This window comes from Cellulosimicrobium composti (genome assembly GCF_009711085.1).
Taxonomy (GTDB): Bacteria; Actinomycetota; Actinomycetes; order Actinomycetales; family Cellulomonadaceae; genus Cellulosimicrobium; species Cellulosimicrobium composti.
Window position 1 is genome coordinate 187761 of sequence record NZ_WMKA01000001.1, and the last position, 23416, is coordinate 211176.

Genomic DNA, 23416 nt, shown 5'->3' on the forward strand with positions numbered 1-23416 from the left:
CCGACGACCATGGACAATGGGTCCCGTGACGGTGCACAACCTGCAGATCACCGCGTCGGCCCCCGACCCGGCTCTCCTCGACCTGCCCTGGGACATCCCGCTCGAGGAGTGGCCGGACGAGACGCTCGCCGCTCTCCCCCGCGGTATCTCCCGGCACATCGTGCGGTTCGTCCGGCTCTCCGGGCGTGTCATCGCGATCAAGGAGATCGGCGAGACGGTCGCGTACCGGGAGTACGAGCTGCTGCGGCAGCTGCGCCGGCTGGAGGTGCCGAGCGTCGTGCCGGTGGGCGTGATCACGGGTCGTCAGGACGCGAACGGGGAGCGGCTGGAGGCGGTGCTCATCACGGAGCACCTGCAGTTCTCGCTCCCGTACCGCGCGCTGTTCAGCCAGTCGCTGCGCCCGGACACGGCGACGCGCCTCATCGACGCGCTCGCGGTGCTCCTGGTGCGTCTGCATCTCGTGGGGTTCTACTGGGGCGACGTGTCGCTGTCGAACACGCTGTTCCGTCGTGACGCGGAGACGTTCGCGGCGTACCTCGTGGACGCCGAGACGGGCGACCTGCACCGCGAGCTCTCCCCGGGGCAGCGGTCGTACGACGTGGACCTGGCGCGGACGAACATCATCGGCGAGCTCATGGACCTGGCGGCGGGCGAGCTGCTCGACGAGGACGTGGACGAGATGGCGATCGGTGATGCTCTCGTCGCGCGGTACGAGGAGCTGTGGGAGGCGCTGACGACGTCGGAGTCGTTCGACGCGAACGAGCGGTGGCGTGTCGCGGCGCGCATCGAGCACCTGAACAACCTCGGCTTCGACGTGGACGAGCTCGCGATCACGACGGACATCGACGGCACGACGGTGCAGATCCAGCCGAAGGTCGTGGACGCGGGGCACCACTCGCGGCGCCTGCTGCGCCTGACGGGCCTGGACGTGCAGGAGAACCAGGCGCGTCGTCTGCTCAACGACCTGGACTCGTTCCGCGCGGCGGCGGAGCGGCAGAACGACGACGAGGAGTTCGTGGCGCACGACTGGTTGAGCGGCGTGTTCGAGCCGACGATCCAGGCGGTGCCGCGCGACCTGCGTCGCAAGCTCGAGCCGGCGCAGCTGTTCCACGAGATCCTGGACCACCGCTGGTTCATCTCGGAGCGTGCGGGCCGCGACGTCCCGATGCCGGAGGCGACGCAGTCGTACGTGGAGAACGTCCTGCGGCACCGCCCGGACGAGAAGGCGATCCTGGGTCTCGCGCCGGGCGAGAAGGACCCGGAGTACTACGGCTGAGGCGCGTCGCGCCGGTGCGTCGACGAGCGCGTGGAGCCGCGGTTCAGGCGACGCGTCCGTTGCACTCCGGGCACTCGTGCACGGCCGTGACGGCGGCGTCGCGGGAGACCGCGCAGCGGTGCTCGCACAGGACGCTGACGCGGTGCGGGACGGGGGTGCCGGGGATCGACCCCCAGGCGATGATGTGCTGGACCCGGGCGCGGGCGGGCGCGCCGCAGCCGGGGCAGACGACGGGGACCCACTTCTCGATGACGCTCATGCCCGGACCATGCCCTGACCCTACGCCACGGCTCGGGGCGTCACGACCGAGCCGTGGGGTCGGGGTGGCCGGCCGGGTCAGGCCTCGCGGCGCAGGCGCGCGACCTCGTAGAGCGAGATGCCGGTCGCGACGGCGGCGTTGAGGGACTCGGTGTCCGAGCCGATGGGGATGGAGGCGACGACGTCGCACGCCTCGCGCACGAGGCGGGACAGGCCCTTGCCCTCGGACCCGGCGACGACGACGAGCGGTTCGGTCGCGAGCTGGAGGTCGCCGATCGCGGTGTCGCCGCCGGCGTCGAGCCCGACGACGAAGCAGCCGGCCTTCTTCAGCTCGCCGAGCGCGCGCACGAGGTTGGTGGCCCGCGCGACGGGCACGCGCGCGGCCGCACCGGCGGAGACCTTCCACGCGGACGCGGTGACGCCCGCGGCGCGGCGCTCGGGGACGAGCACGCCGTGCGCGCCGAACGCCCCGGCGGAGCGCAGGACGGCGCCGAGGTTGCGGGGGTCGGTCACGCCGTCGAGCGCGACGACGAGCGGGGGCCGCCCGGAGGCCTCGGCGGCGTCGAGCAGGTCGTCGACGTCGGCGTACTCGTACGGCGGCACCTTGATCGCGACGCCCTGGTGCACGGCGCCGTCGGTGAGGCGGTCGAGCTCGGGCTTGCCGACCTCGAGCAGGTCGTAGCCGCGGCCGGCGACGATGTCGACGATCTCGCGCGTGCGGTCGTCCGCCTCGAGCCGGGAGGCGAGGTAGACGACCTCGACGGGGATGCGTGCGCGCAGCGCCTCGAGCACGGAGTTGCGGCCTGCGACGATCTCCTGCGCGGCCCCGCGGCCCTTGGGGCCGCCGCCGCGCGTCGCGCTGCCGCCCCGGGTCGTGCCGGGGCGCGCGGTGCCGGGTCGCGCGGTGGCCGCGCGCTTCTCCTCGGCGACCTTGCGCTTGTGCGCGGCGTGGTAGACGCGGTCCTCGGCCTTCGGGGTCGGCCCGCGGCCCTCGAGGCCCTTGCGTCGCTGACCGCCGGAGCCGACGGTCGCGCCCTTCTTGCTGCCGGGCTTGCGGGTCGCGCCGCGTCGTCGTGAGTTGCCAGCCATGGGTGTACCCGTCGTGTCGTGGTGGTGGATCGAGTGGTTCAGGGGTGCGGCGCCCGCGCGTCGCAGGGTCCAGTGTCCCTCAGACTGCGGCCCGGGGCCGAACGTGCCTGGTGGGCACGAGGTGGGTCAGGCGAGCGCCCAGCGCGCGCCGTCGGCGGAGTCCTCGACCGCGACGCCCGCCGCGGCGAGCCGGTCCCGGATGGCGTCGGCGGTCGCGAAGTCGCGCGCGGCACGCGCCTCGGCCCGGGCCGCGAGCTCCGCGCCGACGACGGCGTCGAGCACCGTCGCGTACCGCGAGTCGCCGCGGTCGGCCCACTGCGGGTCGCCCGGGTCGAGGCCGAGCACGTCGAGCATCGCGCGCACGGCCACGAGGTGGTGGCGCGCCACGGCGTCGGCGGCCGACGTCCGGTCGGCGAGCGCGGCGTTGCCGGCGCGCAGGTGCTCGTGCACGACGGCGAGCGCGGCCGGGACGTTGAGGTCGTCGTCCATCGCGGCGGTGAACGCCGTGGGCAGCTCGGCCTCGGCGACGTCACCCACGTCGCCCACGCGCTCGGTCGCGCGCTGGACGAACCCGGAGAGCCGCTCCCACGTGGCCTCGGCCTCGGTGACGGTCGCGGGCGTCCACTCGAGCATCGAGCGGTACTGCACGGACGCGAGCGCGTAGCGCAGCACGGCAGGGCTCGTGGTGGCGAGGACCTCGCGCACGAGGAGGCCGTTGCCGAGCGACTTGCTCATCTTGGCGCCGCCCTGCGTGACCCAGGCGCTGTGCAGCCAGTGCCGCGCGAACCCGTAGCCCGCGGCGCGCGACTGGGCCTGCTCGTTCTCGTGGTGCGGGAACCGCAGGTCGAGGCCGCCGCCGTGGATGTCGAACGTGTCGCCGAGGTAGCGCCGCGCCATGGCGGAGCACTCGAGGTGCCAGCCCGGGCGGCCGCGCCCGAACGGCGTCTCCCACGACGCGGTCTCGGGCTCGCCCGGCTTCGGGGCCTTCCACAGCGCGAAGTCACGCGGGTCGCGCTTGGCCGCGGCCTCCTCCGCGTCGGCGGGGACGTCGTCCGGCACAGGGTTGAGGTCCTCGAGCCGCTGGTTGGTGAGCGAGCCGTAGTCGGACCACGACCGCACGTCGAACCACACGTCGCCGGGGCCCGTCGTGTAGGCGTGCCCGCGCTCGACGAGCCGCTGCATGAGCTCGACCATGTCCGGCACGTGCCCGGTCGCGCGCGGCTCGTACGTGGGCGGCAGGACGCCGAGCGCGTCGTACGCGGCTGTGAAGGCGCGCTCGTACGTCGCGGCCCAGGCCCACCAGGGCTCGCCCGCGTCGGCGGACTTGGCGAGGATCTTGTCGTCGATGTCGGTGACGTTGCGGATGAGCGTCACGCGGGACCCGCCGCGGCGCAGCCAGCGCACGAGCACGTCGAACGCGACGGCGGAGCGCATGTGCCCGATGTGGGGCGCCGCCTGGACGGTCGCGCCGCACAGGTAGATGCCGACCTCGCCCGGGGTCAGGGGGACGAAGTCGCGCACGTCCCGTGTCGCGGTGTCGAACAGGCGAAGGCTCACGTCCGCAAGGGTACCGGGGACCTCCCTCCGGGGCCGAAGCGGCGCCCGTCGGGCCGCGCGCAGGCGGCCGCGCGCCCCGTCAGCCGAAGCTCCTGCCCTCCCCGCGGTACGTCGGCACCACGTCGACGACCTCGTCGCCGCGCACGAGGTGCACGCGGTCGAACCGCTCCATGGCCTCGCCGGCCTTGCCGTGCCGGAACCAGACGCGGTCGCCCACCGCGAGGTCGGGCGCCCCCGCGGCACCGCGCGACCGGCGCAGCGGCGTCTGGACCTCCCCAGCGCCCTCGCGGCCGGTGAGCGACCACCCGGGCGTCGCGACGCGCGGCAGCCGGGTGCGCGACGCCGGGCCGGACGCGACGTACCCGCCGCCGAACGCCGTCGCCCACCCGGGGGCGGGCACGCGCACGACGTCGAGGCCGAAGAACGCGGCGGGCCGCGGGCGGAACGCGCGGTACTCGTCGAACAGCCCGGGGACGTAGAGCCCCGAGCCCGCGGTGACCTCCGTGACGACGTCGTCCGCGGCCGACGTCTCGAGCGATCCCGTGCCGCCGGAATTGACGAGCTCCACGTCGTGCCCGACGACGTCCCGCACCGCCGCGACGACCTCGCCCCGGCGCTCGTCCAGCTCGCGCACCGACAGGCGCTTGACCGCGCGCACGGCGACGCTCGAGTCGGGCATGCCCGCGACCTGCGCCTCGTAGAACATCAGGCCGCGCAGCGCGAGCCCCGGCGTCGAGGCGACGCGCGCGGCGAGGGACGCGACGTCGCGCGCGTCGTGCAGCGGCGACCGCCGCGTGCCCAGGTGGACGGTGACGAGGCCGAGCCCGACGCGCAGCGACGCGTCCACGTCGAGGCACGCGCGCACGGGCGGGGCGTCGCCCGCACCGGCCTCCGCGAGCGCCTGGCGCACGAGCTCGAGGTGGGCGGCGTCGTCGACCATGAGGGTGACCTCGCGCCGGCCGGCCTCGTGGCGGGCGAGCGCGGCGAGGGCGCCGCGGTCGACGGACGGGTAGCCCACGAGGACGTCGCGGAACCCCTCGTCGACGAGCCACAGGGCCTCGCGCACCGAGTAGGCCATGACCCCCTGGAAGCCGCGCTCGACCGCGCGCGCGACGAGCGGGCGCACGCGCACCGACTTCGACGCGACGCGCACGGGCACTCCCCCGGCGCGGGCGAGCAGCTCGTCCGCGTTGGCGTCGAACCGGTCGAGGTCGACGACCGCGAGCGGCCCGTCGAGGGCAGCCGTCGCACGGGTCAGACGGGCGAGCAGGGACGGGGTCGTGCCCCGCTCCTGGGCCGCTCGAGCGGCCTCGTCCACGTTCGTCCCCGCTCCCGCGTCGGTCGTCATGGGGAGAACGTACGCCACGCGCGGAGCGTGAGACAGTACGACCTGTGAGCAGCGACGACGCCCTCTCCTGGACCAACTGGGCCCGCACCGCGACCGCGAACCCGCAGCGCCGCGAGTCCCCGCGCGACGAGGCGGAGCTGAGCAGCCTGGTCGCCCGCGCGGCGGCCGACGGCCTGTCCGTGCGCGCGGTCGGCGCGGGCCACTCCTTCACCGCCGCGGCCGTCACGGACGGGCTCCTGCTCGACCTGGACCGCATCGGCCTCGTCGAGCGGATCACGCGCGGCACGGGCGCGCCCGGCGGCGCCGACGCGGACGCGATCCTCGTGACGGTCGGCGCGGGCATCCGCCTGCACCGGCTCAACGCGGCGCTGGCCGCGGCGGGCCTCGCGATGCGCAACCTCGGGGACATCGACCGCCAGTCGGTCGCGGGCGCGATCTCGACCGGGACGCACGGCACGGGGGCGCGCCTCGGCGGTCTCGCCACGCAGGTGCGCGGCGTCCGCGTCGTCGGGGCGGACGGCGAGGTCCGCGAGGCGTCGGCGACGCAGGACCGCGACCTGTTCGAGGTGAGCCGCCTCGGCCTGGGCGTCACGGGGGTGCTGTCCGCGGTGACGCTCGAGGTCGTGCCCGCGTTCCTCCTGCGCGCGCAGGAGGAGCCGTGGCCGCTCGACCGCGTCCTGGAGGACCTGGGGGCGCCCGACGACCCGGACGGCCTCGTCGGCGGCAACGACCACTTCGAGTTCTACTGGTTCCCGCACACGCGCCGGGCCCTGACCAAGCGCAACAACCGGCTCGCGCCCGACGAGGAGGCCGCCGAGCTCGACAGGCTGCGGACCACGGGTCCGAGCCCGGTCGCGCGGGCGCGCACGTGGCTCGACGAGGAGCTGCTGTCGAACGGCGCGTTCGAGCTCGTCAACCGGCTCGCGACCGCCGTCCCCCGCGTCACGCCGCGGCTCAACGCGGTCTCGGCCCGGGCGCTCGCGCCGCGCACGTACGTGGCGCCGTCGTACCAGGTGTTCGTCACGTCGCGCCGCGTGCGGTTCCGCGAGATGGAGTACGCGGTGCCGCGCGAGCGGCTCGTGGACGTCCTCGCGAGCATCGACGCGTGGCTCGGCCGCTCGGGCGAGCACGTGCCGTTCCCCGTCGAGGTGCGCTTCGCTGCGCCGGACGACGTGTGGCTGTCCACGGCGCACGGGCGCGAGACCGCGTACGTGGCGGTGCACCAGTACGCGCGACTGCCGCACGAGCGCTACTTCGACGCGGTCGAGCGGATCGTGGCGGAGGTCGGCGGGCGGCCCCACTGGGGCAAGCTCCACGGCCTCGACGCCGACCGCCTGCGCGCGCTGTACCCGCGCTTCGACGACGCCGTGGCCGTGCGCGACGCGGCCGACCCCGAGGGCGTCTTCGCCAACCCGTACACGGACCGCGTGCTCGGCCGCGCGCCGGGCGCGCGGGCCTGAGGAGCGCGGGCGCGCGTCAGTCGACCGGCTCGGGACCGTGCTCGCGCACGGGCGACCCGTCCGGCCGGACCATGACCGACAGGACGTATTCGGCGAGCGCGTGGAAGCTGCGGATCGCCGTCTCGTCGTCCTGCTCGACGAGCCAGGCGATCTCGATGCCGTCGATGTACCCGGCGACGATGCGCGAGAGGAACCCGAGGTCCATCGAGTACGTGACGTTGCCGCGGTCCGCGACGTTCTCGAGGAAGCCGCGCGTCATCGCCCAGGTCTGCTCGAGATGCGTGTGCGCGACCGAGCGCAGCGCCCGGCTGCGCACGCCCGCGGTCGCGAACTCGAAGGTGAGGAGCCGCATGTGGCGGCGCGGGGTGAGACCGCTCCACAGCCCGTCGGCCGCCGCGTGGGCGAGCTCGACGACGTCGCCGTCGACGTCGAGGGCCGCGCGGACGGGCTCGGACGCGACGAGCGCGAGGCTGTTGCCCATCGCCTGGAGGAGCTCGTCCTTGTCCTCGAAGCAGTAGTGCACCACGCCGAGCGAGACGCCGGCCTCCGCGGCGACGCCGCGGATCGTGACCGCCTCGACGCCCTCACGGACGGCGATGGTCATCGCGGCGTCGACGAGCTGCGCGCGGCGCTCTTCCACGGACATTCGGTTCATGTGCGATTCATCCCATGTGTCGATCTTGGGAAAGTCAAACACATCGATGCGCTCCCAGCGATCGTAGTGTCTGTGGCTGGCCCTGGCACGCGGGACGCGCGCCGACGAGAATGGCCAGCCGAGCCCCGCTCGCCTCCCTCTGCCGACGAAGGACGACCGTGCCCCGACCCCGCCCCGCTCGCATCTTCTGGACCCCCGCGCTCCTCGCGGCGACGGTCGCGCTCGCCCTCGGCGGCTGCTCGGGCGCGGACGCCGACGGCGGTGACGGCGAGCCGACCGCCTACGACGTCCCCGACGTCCCGGTCCAGCTCACGGCGCCCGCGGGCTGGGAGCGTGTGACCCGCGACGGGGCCTTCGTGCTGCGCGCGCCGGGCGGGTCGCAGGAGTTCCGGGCGAACGTCGTCGTGACGGGCGAGAAGTCCGCGCAGACGCTCGAGCGGGCGGGCGCGGAGACGACGGTGGCCGTCGGGGCGATCCCTGGCTGGATCCCCGACGTGGACGGCCAGGGCGCGACGACCCTCGGCGACCTGCCCGCGTTCCGCGTCGCGGGCACCTACGACGCGTCCGGGACGGTCGTCGCGCAGGAGATCGTCGCGGTGCGCACCGGCGACGGCGCCGACGCGTGGGTCGTGGACCTCACGGCCTCGTACGCCGTCGACGACGCCGAGGGCGCGGCCCAGGCGCGCGAGATCCTCGAGAGCGTCGAGCTCGCCCCGGCGGGCTGAGTCAGCCGGCCGGCCGCACGGCGACGACGAGCGCCGTCGCGACCGCCGCGACGCCCTCCCCGCGGCCCGTGAGGCCGAGCCCGTCCGTCGTGGTGGCCGTGACCGTCACCGGGGCCCCCGCGGCCCGCGAGAGGGCCTCCTCGGCCTCGGCGCGACGCGGCCCGAGGCGCGGGCGGTTCCCGATGACCTGGACCGCGACGTTCCCGATCTCGAACCCCGCGGCGCGCACGCGGCGCGCCGCCTCCGCGAGCAGGCTCGACCCGCTCGCGCCGGCCCACTCGGGCGCGCTCGTGCCGAAGTTCGAGCCGAGGTCACCGAGCCCCGTCGCCGAGAAGAGCGCGTCGGCCGCGGCGTGCGCGGCGACGTCGGCGTCGGAGTGCCCCGCGAGGCCGCGCTCCCCCGGCCAGTGCAGCCCCCCGAGCCACAGCTCGCGGTCCTCGCCCTCGGGCGCGAGCGCGTGCACGTCGACGCCGACGCCGGTGCGCGGCAGGGCGGGCGCGGCAGCGGCGGCCGGTCGCGGATCGGCGGCGTGGTGGTCCGGGCTCGTCATCGTTCCTCCCCGAGAGTCAGCGCGGCGACCCGCAGGTCGTGCGCCGTCGTGATCTTCGCGGCCGCGGCGTCGCCGGGCACGACGTGGACGGGCAGGCCGAGAGCCTCGACGAGGCCGGCGTCGTCCGTCGCGGCGAGGGCCTCGTCGCCGGCCCGGTGCGCGGCTGCCTCGTGCGCCCGCACGAGCGTCGCGCGGTCGAACCCCTGCGGCGTCTGGACGGCCCGGAGCGCCGCGCGGTCGACGGTCTCGGCGACGGGCTCCGCCCGGGTCGGGTCGTCGGGACGCGCAGCCGTCACGCGCTTCACCGTGTCGGCCACCGGGAGGCCCGGCACGACAGCGCCGTGCCCCGACCGCACCGCGTCGACCACGCGCCGGACGAGGCGTGGGGGCGCGAGCGGGCGCGCCGCGTCGTGGACGAGCACGACGTCGACCGGCCCGTCCGCGTCGGACGTGCTCGCGTCGAGGCCCGCGCGCAGTCCGGCGGCGACGGACGCCTGGCGCGTCCCCGCGCCCGCCACCACGCGGACGGGACGGTCGACGGCCGGGTCGTCGCCCAGGAGCGACGCGACGTGGTCCTCGAGCCCCGCCGGGGCCGTGACGACGAGCGCGTCGACCGCGCCGGACGCGCACAGGCGCCGGGCGGCGTGCACGACGAGCGGCAGGCCGTCGAGCTCGACGAGGGCCTTGGGCAGATCCATCCCGAGGCGGGTCCCGGAGCCGGCGGCGGTGAGGACGGCGAGAGTCGGCACGGGCACACGCTACCGGGCACGACGACGGGGAGGGCGCCGTCCGTGCGGACGGCGCCCTCCCTGGTGTCCGTGTCGCGGGCCGGAGCCCGGGACGTCAGGAGGCCAGCACCTCGTCGAGGATCGCCTCGGCCTTCTCCTCCTCGGTGTGCTCCGCCAGCGCGAGCTCCGAGACGAGGATCTGGCGGGCCTTCGAGAGCATGCGCTTCTCGCCGGCCGACAGACCGCGGTCCGCGTCGCGGCGGGAGAGGTCGCGCACGACCTCCGCCACCTTGATCACGTCGCCCGACGCGAGCTTCTCGAGGTTCGCCTTGTACCGGCGCGACCAGTTGGTCGGCTCCTCGGTGTAGGGTGCACGCAGCACCTCGAACACGCGGTCGAGGCCCTCCTGGCCGACGACGTCACGCACGCCGACGAGGTCGACGTTCTCGGCTGGGACTTCGATGGTCAGGTCGCCCTGCGCGACCTTGAGCTTGAGGTAGATCTTGTCCTCTCCGCGGATGGTGCGCGTCTTGATCTCCTCGATCAGTGCGGCTCCGTGGTGCGGGTAGACAACGGTCTCGCCTACTGTGAACGTCATCTGCAGATGTCCCCTTTCGCGGTGGTCCACCTTACCACGTGGAAGGGCGGAATTCCGAGCCCCTGAGCCCCTTGACAAGCCGTGCTACGACGCGTCGTCGCAGGTCAGAGCGCTGGCAGCGGGGCTCACGAACCTCGCCGGAGGGGCCCGAGGGCCCGGGCGCGGACCCGGTCGCGGCGCGGCCGGCCCGTTCCTCGCGCGTGACGCGCCTCACGCGACCGCCCCGGGGAGCGGGTTCCGGCCGCCCGACCTCGCGCGACGCACTAGGCTGGGCGCGGAAACCGAGTCCCCCCTTCGCAGCCCAGGAGTGCCCCGTGACCCGCATCCCGACCCCTCGAGCAGCGACCCGCGCCGCGTCCCGAGCGACCGGCCGCGCGCGCTACTGGGCCGTCCCCCTCGTGGTCGCGAGCGTGGCCGTCGCCTCCGCGTGCTCCCCGATCGAGACGACGCGCCCCTACTCGCCGTCGGACGGCGTGCGCGTCGACCTCACGGACGACCTGCGGGGGCTCAACCTCCTCGTCGTGAGCGCCGCCGAGGGCGACGCGGGCGCGCTGATCGGGGCGTTCGCCAACGACTCGACCGAGGACGTCGAGTTCGACGTCCTCCCGGAGGGCGGCGCGGCCGTGACGATCCCGGTCGCCGCCGGCGAGACCGTCTATCTCGGCGCCGAGGACGGGTTCGACGCGCAGATCGGCCGCGTGGACGCGGCTCCGGGGGCCACGCTCCCCGTCACCGTGAGCGTCACGTCGGGCGAGGAGCAGGACCTCGCCCTGCCCGTCCTCGACGGCACCCTCGAGGAGTACGCGCACCTGCTGCCGTGAGCCGCGCGGACCGGGGCGGAATGAGGTTCCGCCCTGTCACCGGGCGGCGCTAGCCTTCGCGAGCCCGTCCCCGCCATCCCGGCGAGGACCACGTTCCCGAAGGACACCCAGGTGACACCCACCCGTTCCACCCGCCGGCCGCTCGTCCTCGTCGTGAGCGCCGTCGCCCTCGCCCTCACCACGTCGGGCTGCGGCGCCGTCCTCGACGAGATCAGCGGTCCTGCCGAGGCCCAGCGCGACGAGCCCGGCGGCGAGGTCACGGCGGCGTCCGACGCCGACGTCTTCTCGATCCAGGTCGGCGACTGCATCGTCACCGCGAAGCTCACCGACGGGGAGAACGTCGAGTCCGTGCCCGTCGTCCCGTGCTCCGAGCCCCACGACGCCGAGGTCTACGCGGAGACCGAGCTCCCCGAGGGCGACTTCCCCGGTGACGAGGCCCTCGCGGCGAGCGCCGACGAGTTCTGCCTCGGGGAGTTCGAGTCGTTCGTCGGCGTCTCCTACGACGAGTCGGCCTACTACTACTGGCCCTTCACGCCGCTCGAGGAGGGCTGGAACACGATGGACGACCGCGTGATCCAGTGCGTCATCGACACCGACGGCACCGACGTCACGGGCACCCTCGAAGGTTCCGCGTCCTGACGCGTCGCCTCCGCGCACGACGGCGCCCCTCCCGCCCGGGAGGGGCGCCGTCGTCGTCTCGTCCTGACGTGCCTGCGGCGCAGGCGCGCACTCAGCCGAAGCGCCCCGAGATGTAGTCCTCGGTGGCCTGCTGCGACGGCGAGGAGAACATCGTCGCGGTGTCGTCCATCTCGATCAGGCGCCCCGGCCTGCCGGTGCCCGCGATGTTGAAGAACGCGGTCCGGTCGCTCACGCGCGCGGCCTGCTGCATGTTGTGCGTGACGATGACGATCGTGTACTCGTCCTTGAGCTCGGCGACGAGGTCCTCGATCGCGAGGGTCGAGATCGGGTCGAGCGCCGAGCACGGCTCGTCCATGAGGAGCACCTGCGGCTTGACCGCGATGGCGCGCGCGATGCACAGGCGCTGCTGCTGCCCGCCGGAGAGGCCCGAGCCCGGGCGGTCGAGGCGGTCCTTCACCTCGTTCCACAGGTTCGCGCCGCGCAGCGACGACTCGACGAGGTCCTCGGCGTCGGACCTCGAGATGCGCTTGTTGTTGAGCCGGACCCCCGCAAGCACGTTCTCCCGGATGGACATCGTGGGGAACGGGTTCGGCCGCTGGAACACCATGCCGACCTGGCGGCGGACGGCGACCGGGTCGACGTCGTCGCCGTAGAGGTCGACGCCCTCCATCTCGACGGTCCCCTCGACCCGCGCGCCGGGGATGACCTCGTGCATGCGGTTGAGCGTCCGCAGGAACGTCGACTTGCCGCAGCCGGACGGGCCGATGAAGGCCGTCACGGACCGCGGTTCGATCGTCATGCCGACGTCCTGCACCGCGAGGAAGTCGCCGTAGTAGATGTTGAGGTCCTTGACGTCGATGCGCTGTGCCATCGGGCTGTCCTTCTCTAGCGGAGGGTCTTGGGGGCGAACCAGCGGGTGACGAGCCGCCCGACGAGGTTGAGCAGCATGACGAGGAGGATCAGCGTCAGCGCGGCCGCCCAGGCCCGGTCGTAGTTGATGTCGGGCAGGCACACGGCGTCCGTGACGCTGCTGCAGGGGACGAGGCCCTGGCTGTACTGCCGGTACACGTACACCGGGAGCGTCATCATGCGGCCCTCGAAGAGGTTCCCGTTGATCGAGTCGACGACGCCGACCGTGATGAGCAGCGGCGCCGTCTCGCCGATGACGCGCGCGACGGCGAGCATGACGCCCGTCGTGATGCCGGCGACCGACGTGCGCAGCACGACGCGCACGACCGTGAGCCACTTCGGGACGCCGAGCGCGTACGCGGCCTCGCGCAGCTCGTTGGGCACGAGCCGGAGCATCTCCTCGCACGAGCGCACGACGACCGGGATCATGAGCACGGACAGCGCGACGGAGCCGACGACGCCCATGCGCACCCCCGGGCCGAGGATCACGGCGAAGAGCGCGTACGCGAAGAGGCCCGCGACGATCGACGGGATGCCGGTCATGACGTCGACGAAGAACGTCACCGCGCGCGCCAGCGGCCCGCGCCCGTACTCGACGAGGTAGATCGCGGCGAGGAGGCCGATCGGCACGGAGATGACCGCGGCGCCCAGCGTGATGAGGAGCGTGCCGAGGATCGCGTGGTAGATGCCGCCCGCGTCCATGCCGCCGAACACGCCGCGCATGGAGTGCGTGAGGAAGTACAGGTCGAACCGCTCCGCGCCGTGCACGACGACGGTCCACGCGACGGACGCGAGCGGCACCATCGCGAGGGTGAACGCGCCCCACATGAGGACCGTCATCGCGCGGTCGGTGCGGCGTCGGCGCCCGTCCGCGCCGCGCAGGAGCGCGCGCACGGCCGTGGTGCGCGCGGGGTCCTGCACCGCGTCGCCGCGTGCGGGGCTGGTGCTGAGGGCGCTCATCAGTTGGCTCCCGAGAAGTCCTTGCGCCGCGCGACGATCGCGCGGGCGCCCATGTTGACGAGCAGGGTGATGAGGAACAGCGCGAGGCCCGTCGCGATGAGCGCGCTCACCCCGAGCGGGTTGGCCTCGGGGAAGTCCGCCGCGATGTTCGCGGCGATCGTCTGCTGCTGCCCCGCCTGGAGGATCGCGAACGAGTAGAGGAGCCCGGGCGAGAGGATCATGAGCACGGCCATCGTCTCGCCGAGCGCGCGCCCGAGGCCGAGCATCGCGGCCGAGACGACGCCCGAGCGCCCGAACGGGAGGACTGCGGTGCGGATCATCTCCCAGCGCGTCGCGCCGAGGGCGAGCGCCGCCTCCTCGTGGAGCTTCGGCGTCTGGAGGAACACCTCGCGGCTCACGGCCGTGATGATCGGCAGGATCATCACGGCGAGCACGAGCGCGACGGTGAGCAGGACGCGACCGGTCGGCGACGCCGGACCGGCGAACAGCGGGAACCACCCGAGGGTGTCGGCGAGCCAGGACCACACCGGCACGACGACCGGCGGGAGGACGAGCGAGCCCCACAGGCCGTACACGACGCTGGGGATCGCCGCGAGCAGGTCGACGACGTACCCGAGGGTCGACGCGAGCCGGCGGGGCGCGTAGTGGGAGATGAACAGCGCGATGCCCATCGCGACCGGCGTCGCCAGGACGAGCGAGAGGGCCGCGGCGAGCAGCGTGCCGAAGACGAGCGGGCCGACGAAGGACACGAGCGACGCGCCTTCGGGGAACCACGCGACCTCCTCGCCCAGCACGTCCCCGCCCGCGGTGAGCGCGGGCCACGCGCGCAGGACGAGGAAGATCGCGACCGCGGCGAGCACGCCGAGGATGAGGCCCCCGGCACCGGTCGCCGTCCAGCGGAACACGCGGTTGAGGCCGCGGTCGGTCGTCCGTGCCCGACGGCGCGGCGCGGCCGCGCGGGGCGCGTCGCCGCGCTCCCGGCCCGGGGCCGGGCCCGGCGTGGTCGGTGAGTCTGTCGTGGTCACTCGTGCTCCTGGTGGCGGTGCTGCGGTCCGACGGCGTGCCTCGCGGGTCGGGGCGGCGGGGCCCGCAGGCCCCGCCGCCCCTGGCGTCCGCGGGTCGTCAGCCGACGGTGCCGACGGTGATGGCCTCGATCGCGGCGTGGACGTCGGTGCGCAGGTCCTCCGAGATCGGCGCGCTGCCCGCGGCCGACGCGGAGGCCGCCTGGCCCTCCTCGCTCGAGAGGTAGGTGAGGAACGCCTTGACGAGGTCGCCCGTCGCCTCGTCCTCGTAGCTCGTGCACGCGATCGCGTACGAGACGAGCACGAGCGGGTAGGCGCCGGCCTCCGTCGTGGTGCGGTCCAGCTCGACCGCGATGTCGTGCTCGGCGCGGCCCTCGACGCGCGGCGACGCGTCGACGACCTTCGCGGCGGCCTCGGGCGAGTACGCGACCCACTCCTCGCCGACCTTGATCTTCGCGGTGCCGAGGTCGCCGGCCTTCGAGGCGTCGGCGTAGCCGATGGTGCCCTCGCCGCCCTGGACGGTCTGCACGACGCCCGACGTGCCCTGCGCGGACTCGCCGCCCTGCGTCGGCCAGTCGCCGCTCGGCTCGTGGCCCCAGGCGTCGCCCGCCGTCGCGGCGAGGTACTCGGTGAAGTTCTCGGTCGTGCCCGACTCGTCCGAGCGGTGGACCGGCGTGATCGCGAGGTCGGGGAGCGTCGTGCCCGGGTTGTCGGCCGCGATCTCCGGGGCGTCCCACCGCGTGATGGTGCCGTTGAAGATCCCCGCGATGGTGGCCGGCGCGAGGTTGAGCTCCGCGACCTCCGGCAGGTTGTAGATGATCGCGATCGGGCTGACGTAGACCGGCAGGTCGATCGCGCCGTCGGGGCCGCACACGGCCTGCGACTGCGTGATCTCCTCGTCCTTGAGCACCGCGTCCGAGCCGGCGAACGCGACCCCGCCCTCGAGGAACTGGGTGCGGCCGCCGCCGGAGCCGACGGGGTCGTAGTTCACCGTGACGTCGGGGTTCGCGCTCTGGAACCCGGCGCGCCACGCCTCCATCGCGGACTCCTGCGAGCTCGCCCCGGCGCCGTTGAGCTCGCCGCTGAGGTCGCTCGCGGTCTCGGACGAGCCGTCGGCCGGGCCGGTGGCGTCGCCGCCGGCGCCGCCGACGGGGTCGTCCGACCCGCACGCGGCGAGGGTCAGCGCGAGCGCGCCGATCGCGACGGCGGATCCAGCACGGGAGATTCGGCTGAGCTTCACGTGTCGTTCCATCCTGTTCAAGCGTCTCGTGCACCAGCGAGCGCCGGTGACGAGCCCGACGCTAGGAGCGCCGGGTGACGCGCCGCCCGAGAGCGGGTGAACGACGGATGAACAGTGCACAGACCTTCCGTGCCGCCCGACGACGACGGCCCCGGCCGTCCTCGCAGGACGTGCCGGGGCCGTGCGCGCGCCGCGCGGGCCGGTCGGGCGGCGTCAGGCCTGGCCCACCCCGTCCGCGATCTTGTACCCCAGGCCGCGCACCGTGAGCAGGTAGCGCGGGCTCGCGGGCTCGGGCTCGATCTTCGACCGGATGCGCTTGACGTGGACGTCGAGCGTCTTGGTGTCGCCCACGTAGTCCGTGCCCCACACGCGGTCGATGAGCTGCCCGCGCGTGAGCACGCGCCCGGCGTTGCGCAGGAGCAGCTCGAGGAGCTCGAACTCCTTGAGCGGGAACGGCACGACCTGCCCGTCGACGCTCACCGTGTGGCGCTCGACGTCCATGCGCACCGGACCGACCTCGAGCGCGCCGTCCCCGGCGGGCTCGCCCCCGTTCTCCCCGCCCTTGCGGCGCAGCACGGCGCGCACGCGCGCGAGCAGCTCGCGGAACGAGTACGGCTTGGTCACGTAGTCGTCGGCGCCCAGCTCCAGGCCCACGACCTTGTCGATCTCCGAGTCCTTCGCGGTGAGCATGATGACGGGGACGTCCCCGCGCTGCCGCAGCTCGCGGCACACCTCGGTGCCGCTCAGGCCGGGGAGCATGAGGTCGAGGAGCACGAGGTCGGCCCCGTCCGCGTCGTACCGCTCGAGCGCCTCGGTGCCCGTCGCGGCCTCCACCACGTCGAAGCCCTCGCGCCGCAGCTGGTACGTCAACGGGTCGCGGTACGACTCCTCGTCCTCCACCACCAGGATGCGCGTCACGCGTCTACCTCCTCGTCCTGTCCGTCGTCGGGTGCGGCGGCCTCCACGGGCTGCCGCTCGTCGTCCTGCCCCCGCTGGTCCGCCTCGGCCGGCGCGGTCTCCCCCGCAGCCGGGATGCGCAGCGTAAAGGTCGAGCCGCGCCCCGGCTCGGACCACATCGTGACCTCGCCGCCGTGGTCGGCCGCGACGTGCTTGACGATGCTCAGCCCCAGGCCCGTGCCCCCGGTGTCGCGCGAGCGCGCCGGGTCCACGCGGTAGAACCGCTCGAAGACGCGCGCCTGCTCGTCCGCCGCGATGCCGATCCCCTGGTCCACGACGGCGATCTCGACGAGGTCGCCCGAGCGCGTCACGCCCACCCCGACGCGCGTGTTCTCGCCCGAGTAGGCGACCGCGTTGTCGAGCAGGTTGCGGACGGCGGTCACGAGCAGGTTGTGGTCGCCGTAGACGGCGGCGTCGAGCTCGCCGCCCGTCGTGAGCGTGATGCCCTTGCCCTGCGCGGTCGTGCGCGCGCGGTCGACGGCCTCCTCGACCACCCCGCGCACGGGCACGACCGTGACCTCCTGGAGCGCGCCGGCGACCTGGAGGCGCGAGAGCTCGATGATCTCCTGCACGAGCGCGGACAACCGTGTCGCCTCCGACTGCATGCGCGCGGCGAAGCGCCGGACGGCGACGGGGTCGTCCGCGGCGTCCTGCACCGTCTCGGCGAGCAGCGCGAGCGCGCCCACGGGCGTCTTCAGCTCGTGCGACACGTTGACGACGAAGTCGCGGCGGATCGCCTCGACGCGCCGTGCCTCGGTCCGGTCCTCGGCGAGCACGAGCACGTTGCGCGGCCCCACCTGGGCGACGCGGACCTGGAGCATCACCGTGCCGCGGCCGACCGGGCCGCGCGGGAGCTCGAGCTCCTCGTCGCGGATGACGCCGTCCTTGCGGACGTCGTCGATCATGTCGCGGATCGCGGCGTGCGCGATCACGTCGCCGCGCACCACGCCGAGCGCGTACGCGGGCGGGCTGGCCCGCACGACCTCGCCCTCGTCGTCGAGCACGACGGCCGCCGAGCGCAGCACCGCGAGCACGCGCACGAGACCCTCGTCGAGCTCGGGCGCCGGCTCCGGCCGGGCCGCGCGCTGCTGGCGCTCGCTCACGCGGAACGCGATCGCAGCGATGACGCCCACCACCACGCCCACGACGCCCGCGAGCAGCACGGTCGCGCCCTCGATCAGACTCTCGGCTTCCACGCGTCCAGCGTACGGTCGCGCACGCGTCGTCCCGGCCGCGAGAGGGCCGTGCGGGGCCCGTGCCGCCAAGAGTTCACCTGGCCGCGTCCTGCCGTTCACCGCGCGGTCGACCGGGCCTGCGAGCGTGACCGGAGCCCACGGCGTGCCCGGGCGCCGTGCGGCGTGCCGGCGCGCACGCCGTCACCGGACCGGACGGGCTGGTCACGACGAGAGGGAAGCGATGCGGGAGATCTTCGAGGCCGAGCTGAAGCAGGTCGGCGACGACCTGGCCGAGATGAGCCGGCTGGTCGAGTCGGCCGTGAACCGCGCCGGGCAGGCGCTCCTCACGGCGGACCTCCAGCTCGCGCAGTCGGTCATCGGCGACGACCGGACGATCGACGCGCTCGAGCGCGAGCTCGACGAGCGCTGCGTCCTGCTCCTCGCGCAGCAGCAGCCCGTGGCGACCGACCTGCGGGTCGTCGTCAGCGCGCTGCGGATGAGCGCGACGCTCGAGCGGATGGGCGACCTGGCGCGCCACATCGCGCAGGTCGCGCGCGGACGGTACCCGGCGCACGCCGTCGTGCCGACGCTGCACCGGACGTTCGAGCAGATGCACGACGCCGCGGTGCGGGTCGCGCGGCGCACGACGACGCTCCTCACGACGCGCGACCTCACCGTCGCGGCGAACGTGCAGCGCGACGACGACCTGCTCGACTCGCTGCACCAGGACACGTTCACGGCGCTGCTCGACGGCACGTGGACGGGCACGCCGCAGGAGACGGTCGACGTGACGCTCGTGGGCCGCTACTACGAGCGGTTCGGCGACCACGGCGTGTCGATCGCCAAGCGCGTGACCTACCTCGTCACGGGCGACTTCGCCGACGACCGCGGCGCGCCCGCGGGCCCCGCCCGCGCCACCGCCTGACGACGGGGCCACGGCCCGCCCGCGAGGGAGAGCCTCCGGTCTCGAGCGAGAACCCGCGGGCCCCCACCTCGGTGCACGCGGCTCCACCTCGCGACGACGGCCCGCCCCGGAGCTCCCGGGGCGGGCCGTCGTCGTGCGTGCGGGTCGCGCGGTCAGCGGCCCTGGTTCGCGACCGCGGCGGCGGCCTCCGCGGCGGCCTCCGGGTCGAGGTAGCGCCCGCCCTCGGTGACCGGGACGAGGTTCTCGTCGAGCTCGTAGAGCAGCGGGATGCCCGTCGGGATGTTGAGCCCGGCGATGTCCTCGTCGGAGATGCCGTCGAGGTGCTTGACGAGCGCGCGCAGCGAGTTGCCGTGCGCGGCGACGAGCACGGTCTTGCCGGCCTTGAGGTCCGGGACGACCTCGCTCTCCCAGTACGGCAGGGCGCGCTCGAGCACGTCCTTGAGGCACTCGGTGCGCACCACGGGGGCGTCGGCGTAGCGCGGGTCCGCGTCCTGCGAGAACTCCGAGCCGAGCTCGATCTCCGGCGGCGGGACGTCGTACGAGCGGCGCCAGAGCATGAACTGCTCCTCGCCGAACTCCTCGAGCGTCTGCTTCTTGTTCTTGCCCTGGAGCGCGCCGTAGTGACGCTCGTTGAGGCGCCACGACCGCTTCACGGGGATCCAGTGGCGGTCCGCCGCGTCGAGCGCGAGGTTCGCCGTCGTGATGGCGCGGCGCAGGAGCGAGGTGTGCACGACGTCGGGCGAGACGCCGGCCTCGGTGAGGAGCTGACCGCCGCGCTTCGCCTCCTCGGTCCCCTTCTCCGACAGGGCGACGTCCACCCAGCCGGTGAACAGGTTCTTGGCGTTCCATTCGCTCTCGCCGTGGCGGAGCAGCACGAGGGTGTAGGTCATGGCTCCATCCTGCCGCACCGTCCGGCGCGCGGGCACGGGCGTCCCACGTGGTGGTGACCGACGCCGCCGGCCGTGGGACGAAGGTCCGGGAATCGGCGGCGCGGCCCGCGCGTTGCCGCTCACATGCCGATCGACGGAGAGTACGCACCCAGCCCGAGCACCTGGTCACGCCGGCAGGCCGAGGCCTACGAGTCGTCCGGCGGGACGCGCAGCACGACCCTGAACGGGATGCCGGTCGTCGTCCTCACGACCGTCGGGCGCCGCACGGGCAAGGTCCGCAAGACGCCGCTCATGCGCGTCGAGCACGACGGCACGTACGCGGTCGTCGCGTCGCTCGGGGGCGCGCCGAAGCACCCCGTCTGGTACCACAACGTGGTCGCGCACCCGCGCGTCGAGCTGCAGGACGGGCCGGAGCGCCACGACTACGTCGCGCGCGAGGTGCACGGCGAGGAGAAGGCGCTGTGGTGGGAGCGCGCCGTCGCGGCGTACCCGCCGTACGCCGACTACCAGGAGCGCACGACGCGCGAGATCCCGGTCCTCGTCCTGGAGCGCGGCGAGCCGGGCGCCTGACGCACGACCGATCGGCCCGGGCGCGGGCTCAGCGCGCGGCGCGGACCTTGCGGGCCTGCGCGTAGACGTCGAGCATGCGCAGCGCGGCGGCGTCCCAGCCGAAGCGCTCGCCCGCGCGCCGGGCGCCGTCGCCGAACCGGGCGAGGCGCGCGTCGTCGGCGAGCAGGTCCGCGAGCACGCGCGCCCATGTCTGCGGGTCGTGACCCGGGACGAGCACGCCCGACACCTGGTCCTCGACGACGGTGCGCAGGCCGCCGACCGCCGCCGCGACGACGGGCGTCCCGCTCGCCTCGGCCTCGGCGGCGACGAGGCCGAACGTCTCGTTGTGCGACGGCACGGCGACGACGTCGGCCGCGCGGTACCAGCGCACGAGCTCGTCCCGCCGCACGGGCGGGCGCACCACGAGCCGGTCGCTGACCCCCACCTGGTAGGCGAGCGCCTCGAGCTCGCGCACGGCCGTCGGGCGGCCGCTCGGCCCGCCGAGGACGACGAGCGTCGGCACGGGCTCACCCCGCTCGGCGAGCACGCCGAGCGCCCGGACGAGGACGTCGGGCCCCTTGAGCGGCTGCACGCGGCCCGCGAAGAGCACGAGCCCGCCGTCGACGGGCAGCCCCAGCTCCGCGCGCAGCCCGCGACGGTGCGCGCGGCGCGCCGTCGCGTCACCCGACGTCGCACCGGGGGACGGGGAGAACAGGTCGAGGTCGACGCCGGGTGGGACGACGTGCACGCGCGCCGGGTCGGCGGCGTAGTCGCGCACGAGGTCCTCGGCCTCGGCGTCGGTGCTCGCGACGAGCGCGTCCGCCTCGGCGACGACCTGCTCCTCGCCGATGATGCGGCCCAGCGGCTCGGGCGCGTCGCCCGGCGCGAGGGCCGCGTTCTTCACGCGCGCGAGCGTGTGCATCGTGTGCACGAGCGGGACGTCCCAGCGGTCGGCCGCGAGCCACCCCACCTGGCCCGAGAGCCAGTAGTGGGTGTGCACCACGTCGTACCAGCCCTCGCGGTGCCGGGCCTCCGCGCGCAGCACGCCCGCGGTGAACGCGCAGAGCTGTCCGGGCAGGTCGTGCTTGTCGAGCCCCTCGAACGGGCCCGCGACGACGTGACGCACCGTCACGCCGTCGGACACCTCCACGGCGGGAGGCTGGCTCGACGCGGTCGCGCGCGTGAAGATCTCCACCTGCGTGCCGCGGCGCGCGAGCGCGTGCGCCAGCTCGGTGACGTACACGTTCATGCCGCCCGCGTCGCCGGTGCCCGGCTGGTCGAGCGGCGACGTGTGCACCGAGAGCATCGCGACGCGCAGAGGGGTCGCCGGGTCCGGGGAGACGCCCCCCGGCAGCTCGAGCGCGGTCACCGCGGTCAGGCTTCCACGACGCACGCCGGCGACGGGAGCGCGAGCACGTCGAGCACGTGCGCCGCGCCGTCCGAGCGGCGCACGCGCAGCAGCGCGAGGTTCGACGTCGGCTGCTCCGGGCCGGCCGCGACGGCCCGCTCGATCAGGGGGTCGTCGTTCTGGTTCGCGACGACGACGAGGTCGTGCAGCACCTCGCCCCCCTCCCCCGCGTCGCCCGAGAGGACCGCGAAGTGGCGCGGCCACGCGCCGCCCACGGGCGAGTCGGCGAGGTGGCGCAGGGCGGGCACGCCGCCCTCGGCGCCGGGCTCCACCGCGTGCACGGCGAGCACGTCGGCACCGCGCACCGCGACGAGGACGCGCTTGCCGTCGGCCGTGACCGCGACGTGCGAGGGGTAGTTCGCGCCGTCGGCGGGAGCCGGAGCGTGCGTGGCGTCGTGGCGCGCGACGACGTCGTAGGTGCGCGCGCCGTCGGGGCCGTCGACGGGCGCGAGGACGAACACGGCGGGGTCGAGCTCGCCCACGACCACGAGGTGGCCCGACGGGAGCGCCGCGAGGTGCCGCGGGCCCGTGCCCGGGGGGAAGGTCGCGACGACGCGCGGCGCGGTGCCGTCGGGCGCGCCGGGGTCGTGCCGGCGCAGCTCGTCGGTGCCCAGGTCGACGACGAGCACGTCACCGCTGCCGTCGTCGGCGGCGCCGAGGTGGGCGAGCGGCGCGACGAAGTGGGCGTGCGGACCCTCCTGGCGGTCGGCGACCGGGCCGGTCCCCGCATGCCGCTGCCGGCGCGGGCCGCCGTCGGACGCCCCCTCGAACGCGCCGTCGTCCGCCGTCGGCACGACCGTGAGGACGCCGTCACCGTAGTTCGCGACGAGCACGTCACCGCTCACGGTGACGTGGCACGGGAAGGAGCCGCCCGTCGCGACGGGCTCGCCGCGACGCTCGAGGCCGCCGTCGGGCCCGACGGCGAACGCCGACACCGAGCCCGACTCGGTCTCCCCGACGGCGTACAGCGTGGCCCCGTCGAGCGCGAGGAACGACGCCGAGGGCGACGGGGCGGCCGGCGCGCCGCCCACGAACGACCCCGTCCCCGCCACGACGTCCGCGTCGAGCTCGACGCGCCACACCCCCTCCGGACCTCCCGTGGGGTGCGGGTAGGTGCCGATCCAGAGGGCGCGGGTCGCGGAGGTCATGCCCCGAGCCTAGTTCGCCGGGCCGCCGCCCCGGGCACCGGGCGGGGCGACGGAGCGGGCGCGGCGGGAGACGCGAAAGGGCGCCCGGCCGACGGTGCTCGTCGACCGGGCGCCCCCGGCGTACGCGGTGTGCGGGACGCGTCAGTGCGCGGCGTCGTACGCCGCCTGGATCTCCTGCGAGATGCGGCCCCGGTCGTTGACCGTGTAGCCGTTCGCACGCGCCCACTCGCGGACCTCCGTCGCGCGCGCCGAGCCGGCCGAGCGGGCGCTGCGCCGGGCGGGGCGCGTCGTGCTCGTGCGGGAGGAGACCTTGCGGGCGTTGCCGACCCAGGACGCGAACGCGTCGCGCAGCTCCTGCGCATTCTTGGTGCTCAGGTCGATCTCGTACGAGACCCCGTCGAGGGCGAACGTGACGGTCTCGTCGGCCGCCCCACCGTCGAGGTCGTCGACGAGAATTACCTGGACTTTCTGGGCCACTGTGGTTACCTCACGTCTCACGGGAAGAATTGTCCTCGCCAGGATGCCATCG

At 74.6% G+C, this 23416-nt stretch carries 25 protein-coding genes; 7 read left to right on the top strand and 18 right to left on the bottom strand.

Annotated features, from left to right (window positions below):
* Positions 1–16: 16 nt before the first annotated feature.
* On the top strand, positions 17–1276 hold the full coding sequence (locus GJV82_RS00780; protein WP_115943177.1) for a DUF4032 domain-containing protein: 1260 nt from the start codon (positions 17–19) through the stop codon (positions 1274–1276).
* A 43-nt stretch (positions 1277–1319) separates the two neighbouring features.
* On the opposite strand, the gene GJV82_RS00785 is transcribed toward GJV82_RS00780, so the two are convergent.
* The 4 genes from GJV82_RS00785 to GJV82_RS00800 form a co-directional block, all read right to left on the bottom strand.
* A complete protein-coding gene (locus tag GJV82_RS00785; protein ID WP_155097889.1) occupies positions 1320–1535 on the bottom strand; it encodes a hypothetical protein in 216 nt (71 codons plus the stop codon).
* Positions 1536–1612: 77 nt separating this feature from the next.
* Positions 1613–2623, bottom strand: a complete 1011-nt coding sequence (rlmB, locus tag GJV82_RS00790) for a 23S rRNA (guanosine(2251)-2'-O)-methyltransferase RlmB (RefSeq protein WP_024841909.1) — start codon at positions 2621–2623, stop codon at positions 1613–1615.
* A 126-nt stretch (positions 2624–2749) separates the two neighbouring features.
* The gene (cysS, locus tag GJV82_RS00795) at positions 2750–4180 is read right to left on the bottom strand and encodes a cysteine--tRNA ligase (RefSeq protein ID WP_318657133.1); all 1431 of its coding nucleotides are present in this window, start codon (positions 4178–4180) and stop codon (positions 2750–2752) included.
* A gap of 79 nt (positions 4181–4259) precedes the next feature.
* Complete coding sequence (locus GJV82_RS00800; protein WP_155097890.1) at positions 4260–5528, bottom strand: alanine racemase; 1269 nt, start codon at positions 5526–5528, stop codon at positions 4260–4262.
* Positions 5529–5572: 44 nt separating this feature from the next.
* On the opposite strand from GJV82_RS00800, the gene GJV82_RS00805 reads away from it, so the two are divergent.
* Positions 5573–6988, top strand: coding sequence for a D-arabinono-1,4-lactone oxidase (locus GJV82_RS00805; RefSeq protein ID WP_318657134.1), 1416 nt, complete (start codon positions 5573–5575; stop codon positions 6986–6988).
* A gap of 16 nt (positions 6989–7004) precedes the next feature.
* On the opposite strand, the gene GJV82_RS19315 is transcribed toward GJV82_RS00805, so the two are convergent.
* The gene (locus tag GJV82_RS19315; protein WP_024841913.1) at positions 7005–7643 is read right to left on the bottom strand and encodes a TetR/AcrR family transcriptional regulator; all 639 of its coding nucleotides are present in this window, start codon (positions 7641–7643) and stop codon (positions 7005–7007) included.
* Between the two features lie 158 nt (positions 7644–7801).
* Here GJV82_RS19315 and GJV82_RS00815 point away from each other — a divergent pair, with 158 nt between their 5' ends.
* Positions 7802–8368 carry an LpqN/LpqT family lipoprotein gene (locus GJV82_RS00815; protein WP_196217156.1) on the top strand — a complete coding sequence of 189 codons (567 nt, stop codon included), beginning with the start codon at positions 7802–7804 and terminating at the stop codon, positions 8366–8368.
* 1 nt (position 8369) lies between these two features.
* Here the strand turns inward: GJV82_RS00815 and ispF are convergent, their stop codons facing one another.
* From ispF to GJV82_RS00830, 3 genes are all read right to left on the bottom strand, one after another.
* Entirely contained in the window at positions 8370–8918 is a 549-nt protein-coding gene (ispF, locus tag GJV82_RS00820; protein WP_024841915.1) for a 2-C-methyl-D-erythritol 2,4-cyclodiphosphate synthase, read from the bottom strand.
* Positions 8915–9667 carry a 2-C-methyl-D-erythritol 4-phosphate cytidylyltransferase gene (gene ispD, locus GJV82_RS00825; RefSeq protein ID WP_115943779.1) on the bottom strand — a complete coding sequence of 251 codons (753 nt, stop codon included), beginning with the start codon at positions 9665–9667 and terminating at the stop codon, positions 8915–8917. Before ispD ends, ispF begins: the two co-directional genes overlap by 4 nt.
* A 94-nt stretch (positions 9668–9761) precedes the next feature.
* Positions 9762–10244 (bottom strand): CarD family transcriptional regulator, encoded by a 483-nt coding sequence (locus tag GJV82_RS00830; protein WP_024841917.1) that lies wholly within the window; start codon positions 10242–10244, stop codon positions 9762–9764.
* Positions 10245–10558: 314 nt separating this feature from the next.
* Between GJV82_RS00830 and GJV82_RS00835 the strand changes: the two genes are divergently transcribed.
* On the top strand, positions 10559–11065 hold the full coding sequence (locus tag GJV82_RS00835; RefSeq protein WP_196217157.1) for a hypothetical protein: 507 nt from the start codon (positions 10559–10561) through the stop codon (positions 11063–11065).
* 111 nt (positions 11066–11176) lie between these two features.
* Positions 11177–11704, top strand: a complete 528-nt coding sequence (locus GJV82_RS00840; protein WP_196217158.1) for a septum formation family protein — start codon at positions 11177–11179, stop codon at positions 11702–11704.
* A gap of 91 nt (positions 11705–11795) precedes the next feature.
* Here the strand turns inward: GJV82_RS00840 and pstB are convergent, their stop codons facing one another.
* The 6 genes from pstB to GJV82_RS00870 form a co-directional block, all read right to left on the bottom strand.
* Positions 11796–12575, bottom strand: coding sequence for a phosphate ABC transporter ATP-binding protein PstB (gene pstB, locus GJV82_RS00845; protein ID WP_024841920.1), 780 nt, complete (start codon positions 12573–12575; stop codon positions 11796–11798).
* Positions 12576–12589: 14 nt separating this feature from the next.
* Positions 12590–13573 (bottom strand): phosphate ABC transporter permease PstA, encoded by a 984-nt coding sequence (gene pstA, locus GJV82_RS00850; protein WP_024841921.1) that lies wholly within the window; start codon positions 13571–13573, stop codon positions 12590–12592.
* Positions 13573–14598 carry a phosphate ABC transporter permease subunit PstC gene (pstC, locus tag GJV82_RS00855; RefSeq protein WP_024841922.1) on the bottom strand — a complete coding sequence of 342 codons (1026 nt, stop codon included), beginning with the start codon at positions 14596–14598 and terminating at the stop codon, positions 13573–13575. The genes pstA and pstC overlap by 1 nt, the downstream gene beginning before the upstream one ends.
* A 97-nt stretch (positions 14599–14695) precedes the next feature.
* Positions 14696–15835, bottom strand: a complete 1140-nt coding sequence (pstS, locus tag GJV82_RS00860) for a phosphate ABC transporter substrate-binding protein PstS (RefSeq protein ID WP_024841923.1) — start codon at positions 15833–15835, stop codon at positions 14696–14698.
* A 213-nt stretch (positions 15836–16048) separates the two neighbouring features.
* Entirely contained in the window at positions 16049–16753 is a 705-nt protein-coding gene (locus GJV82_RS00865) for a response regulator transcription factor (RefSeq protein WP_115943189.1), read from the bottom strand.
* Complete coding sequence (locus GJV82_RS00870; RefSeq protein WP_231492900.1) at positions 16750–17988, bottom strand: sensor histidine kinase; 1239 nt, start codon at positions 17986–17988, stop codon at positions 16750–16752. The genes GJV82_RS00865 and GJV82_RS00870 overlap by 4 nt, the downstream gene beginning before the upstream one ends.
* A gap of 220 nt (positions 17989–18208) precedes the next feature.
* Here GJV82_RS00870 and phoU point away from each other — a divergent pair, with 220 nt between their 5' ends.
* A complete protein-coding gene (gene phoU, locus GJV82_RS00875; protein ID WP_155097893.1) occupies positions 18209–18892 on the top strand; it encodes a phosphate signaling complex protein PhoU in 684 nt (227 codons plus the stop codon).
* A 152-nt stretch (positions 18893–19044) separates the two neighbouring features.
* Here phoU and GJV82_RS00880 read toward each other — a convergent pair whose 3' ends face one another.
* Complete coding sequence (locus GJV82_RS00880) at positions 19045–19782, bottom strand: phosphoglyceromutase (protein WP_155097894.1); 738 nt, start codon at positions 19780–19782, stop codon at positions 19045–19047.
* 123 nt (positions 19783–19905) lie between these two features.
* Between GJV82_RS00880 and GJV82_RS00885 the strand changes: the two genes are divergently transcribed.
* Positions 19906–20352 (top strand): nitroreductase family deazaflavin-dependent oxidoreductase, encoded by a 447-nt coding sequence (locus GJV82_RS00885; protein WP_155097895.1) that lies wholly within the window; start codon positions 19906–19908, stop codon positions 20350–20352.
* Positions 20353–20380: 28 nt separating this feature from the next.
* Here GJV82_RS00885 and mshA read toward each other — a convergent pair whose 3' ends face one another.
* The 3 genes from mshA to GJV82_RS00900 form a co-directional block, all read right to left on the bottom strand.
* Entirely contained in the window at positions 20381–21637 is a 1257-nt protein-coding gene (gene mshA / locus GJV82_RS00890; RefSeq protein ID WP_155097935.1) for a D-inositol-3-phosphate glycosyltransferase, read from the bottom strand.
* Between the two features lie 68 nt (positions 21638–21705).
* Complete coding sequence (locus GJV82_RS00895) at positions 21706–22887, bottom strand: lactonase family protein (RefSeq protein WP_155097896.1); 1182 nt, start codon at positions 22885–22887, stop codon at positions 21706–21708.
* 141 nt (positions 22888–23028) lie between these two features.
* Positions 23029–23364, bottom strand: coding sequence for a histone-like nucleoid-structuring protein Lsr2 (locus GJV82_RS00900; protein WP_318657135.1), 336 nt, complete (start codon positions 23362–23364; stop codon positions 23029–23031).
* Positions 23365–23416: the final 52 nt, after the last annotated feature.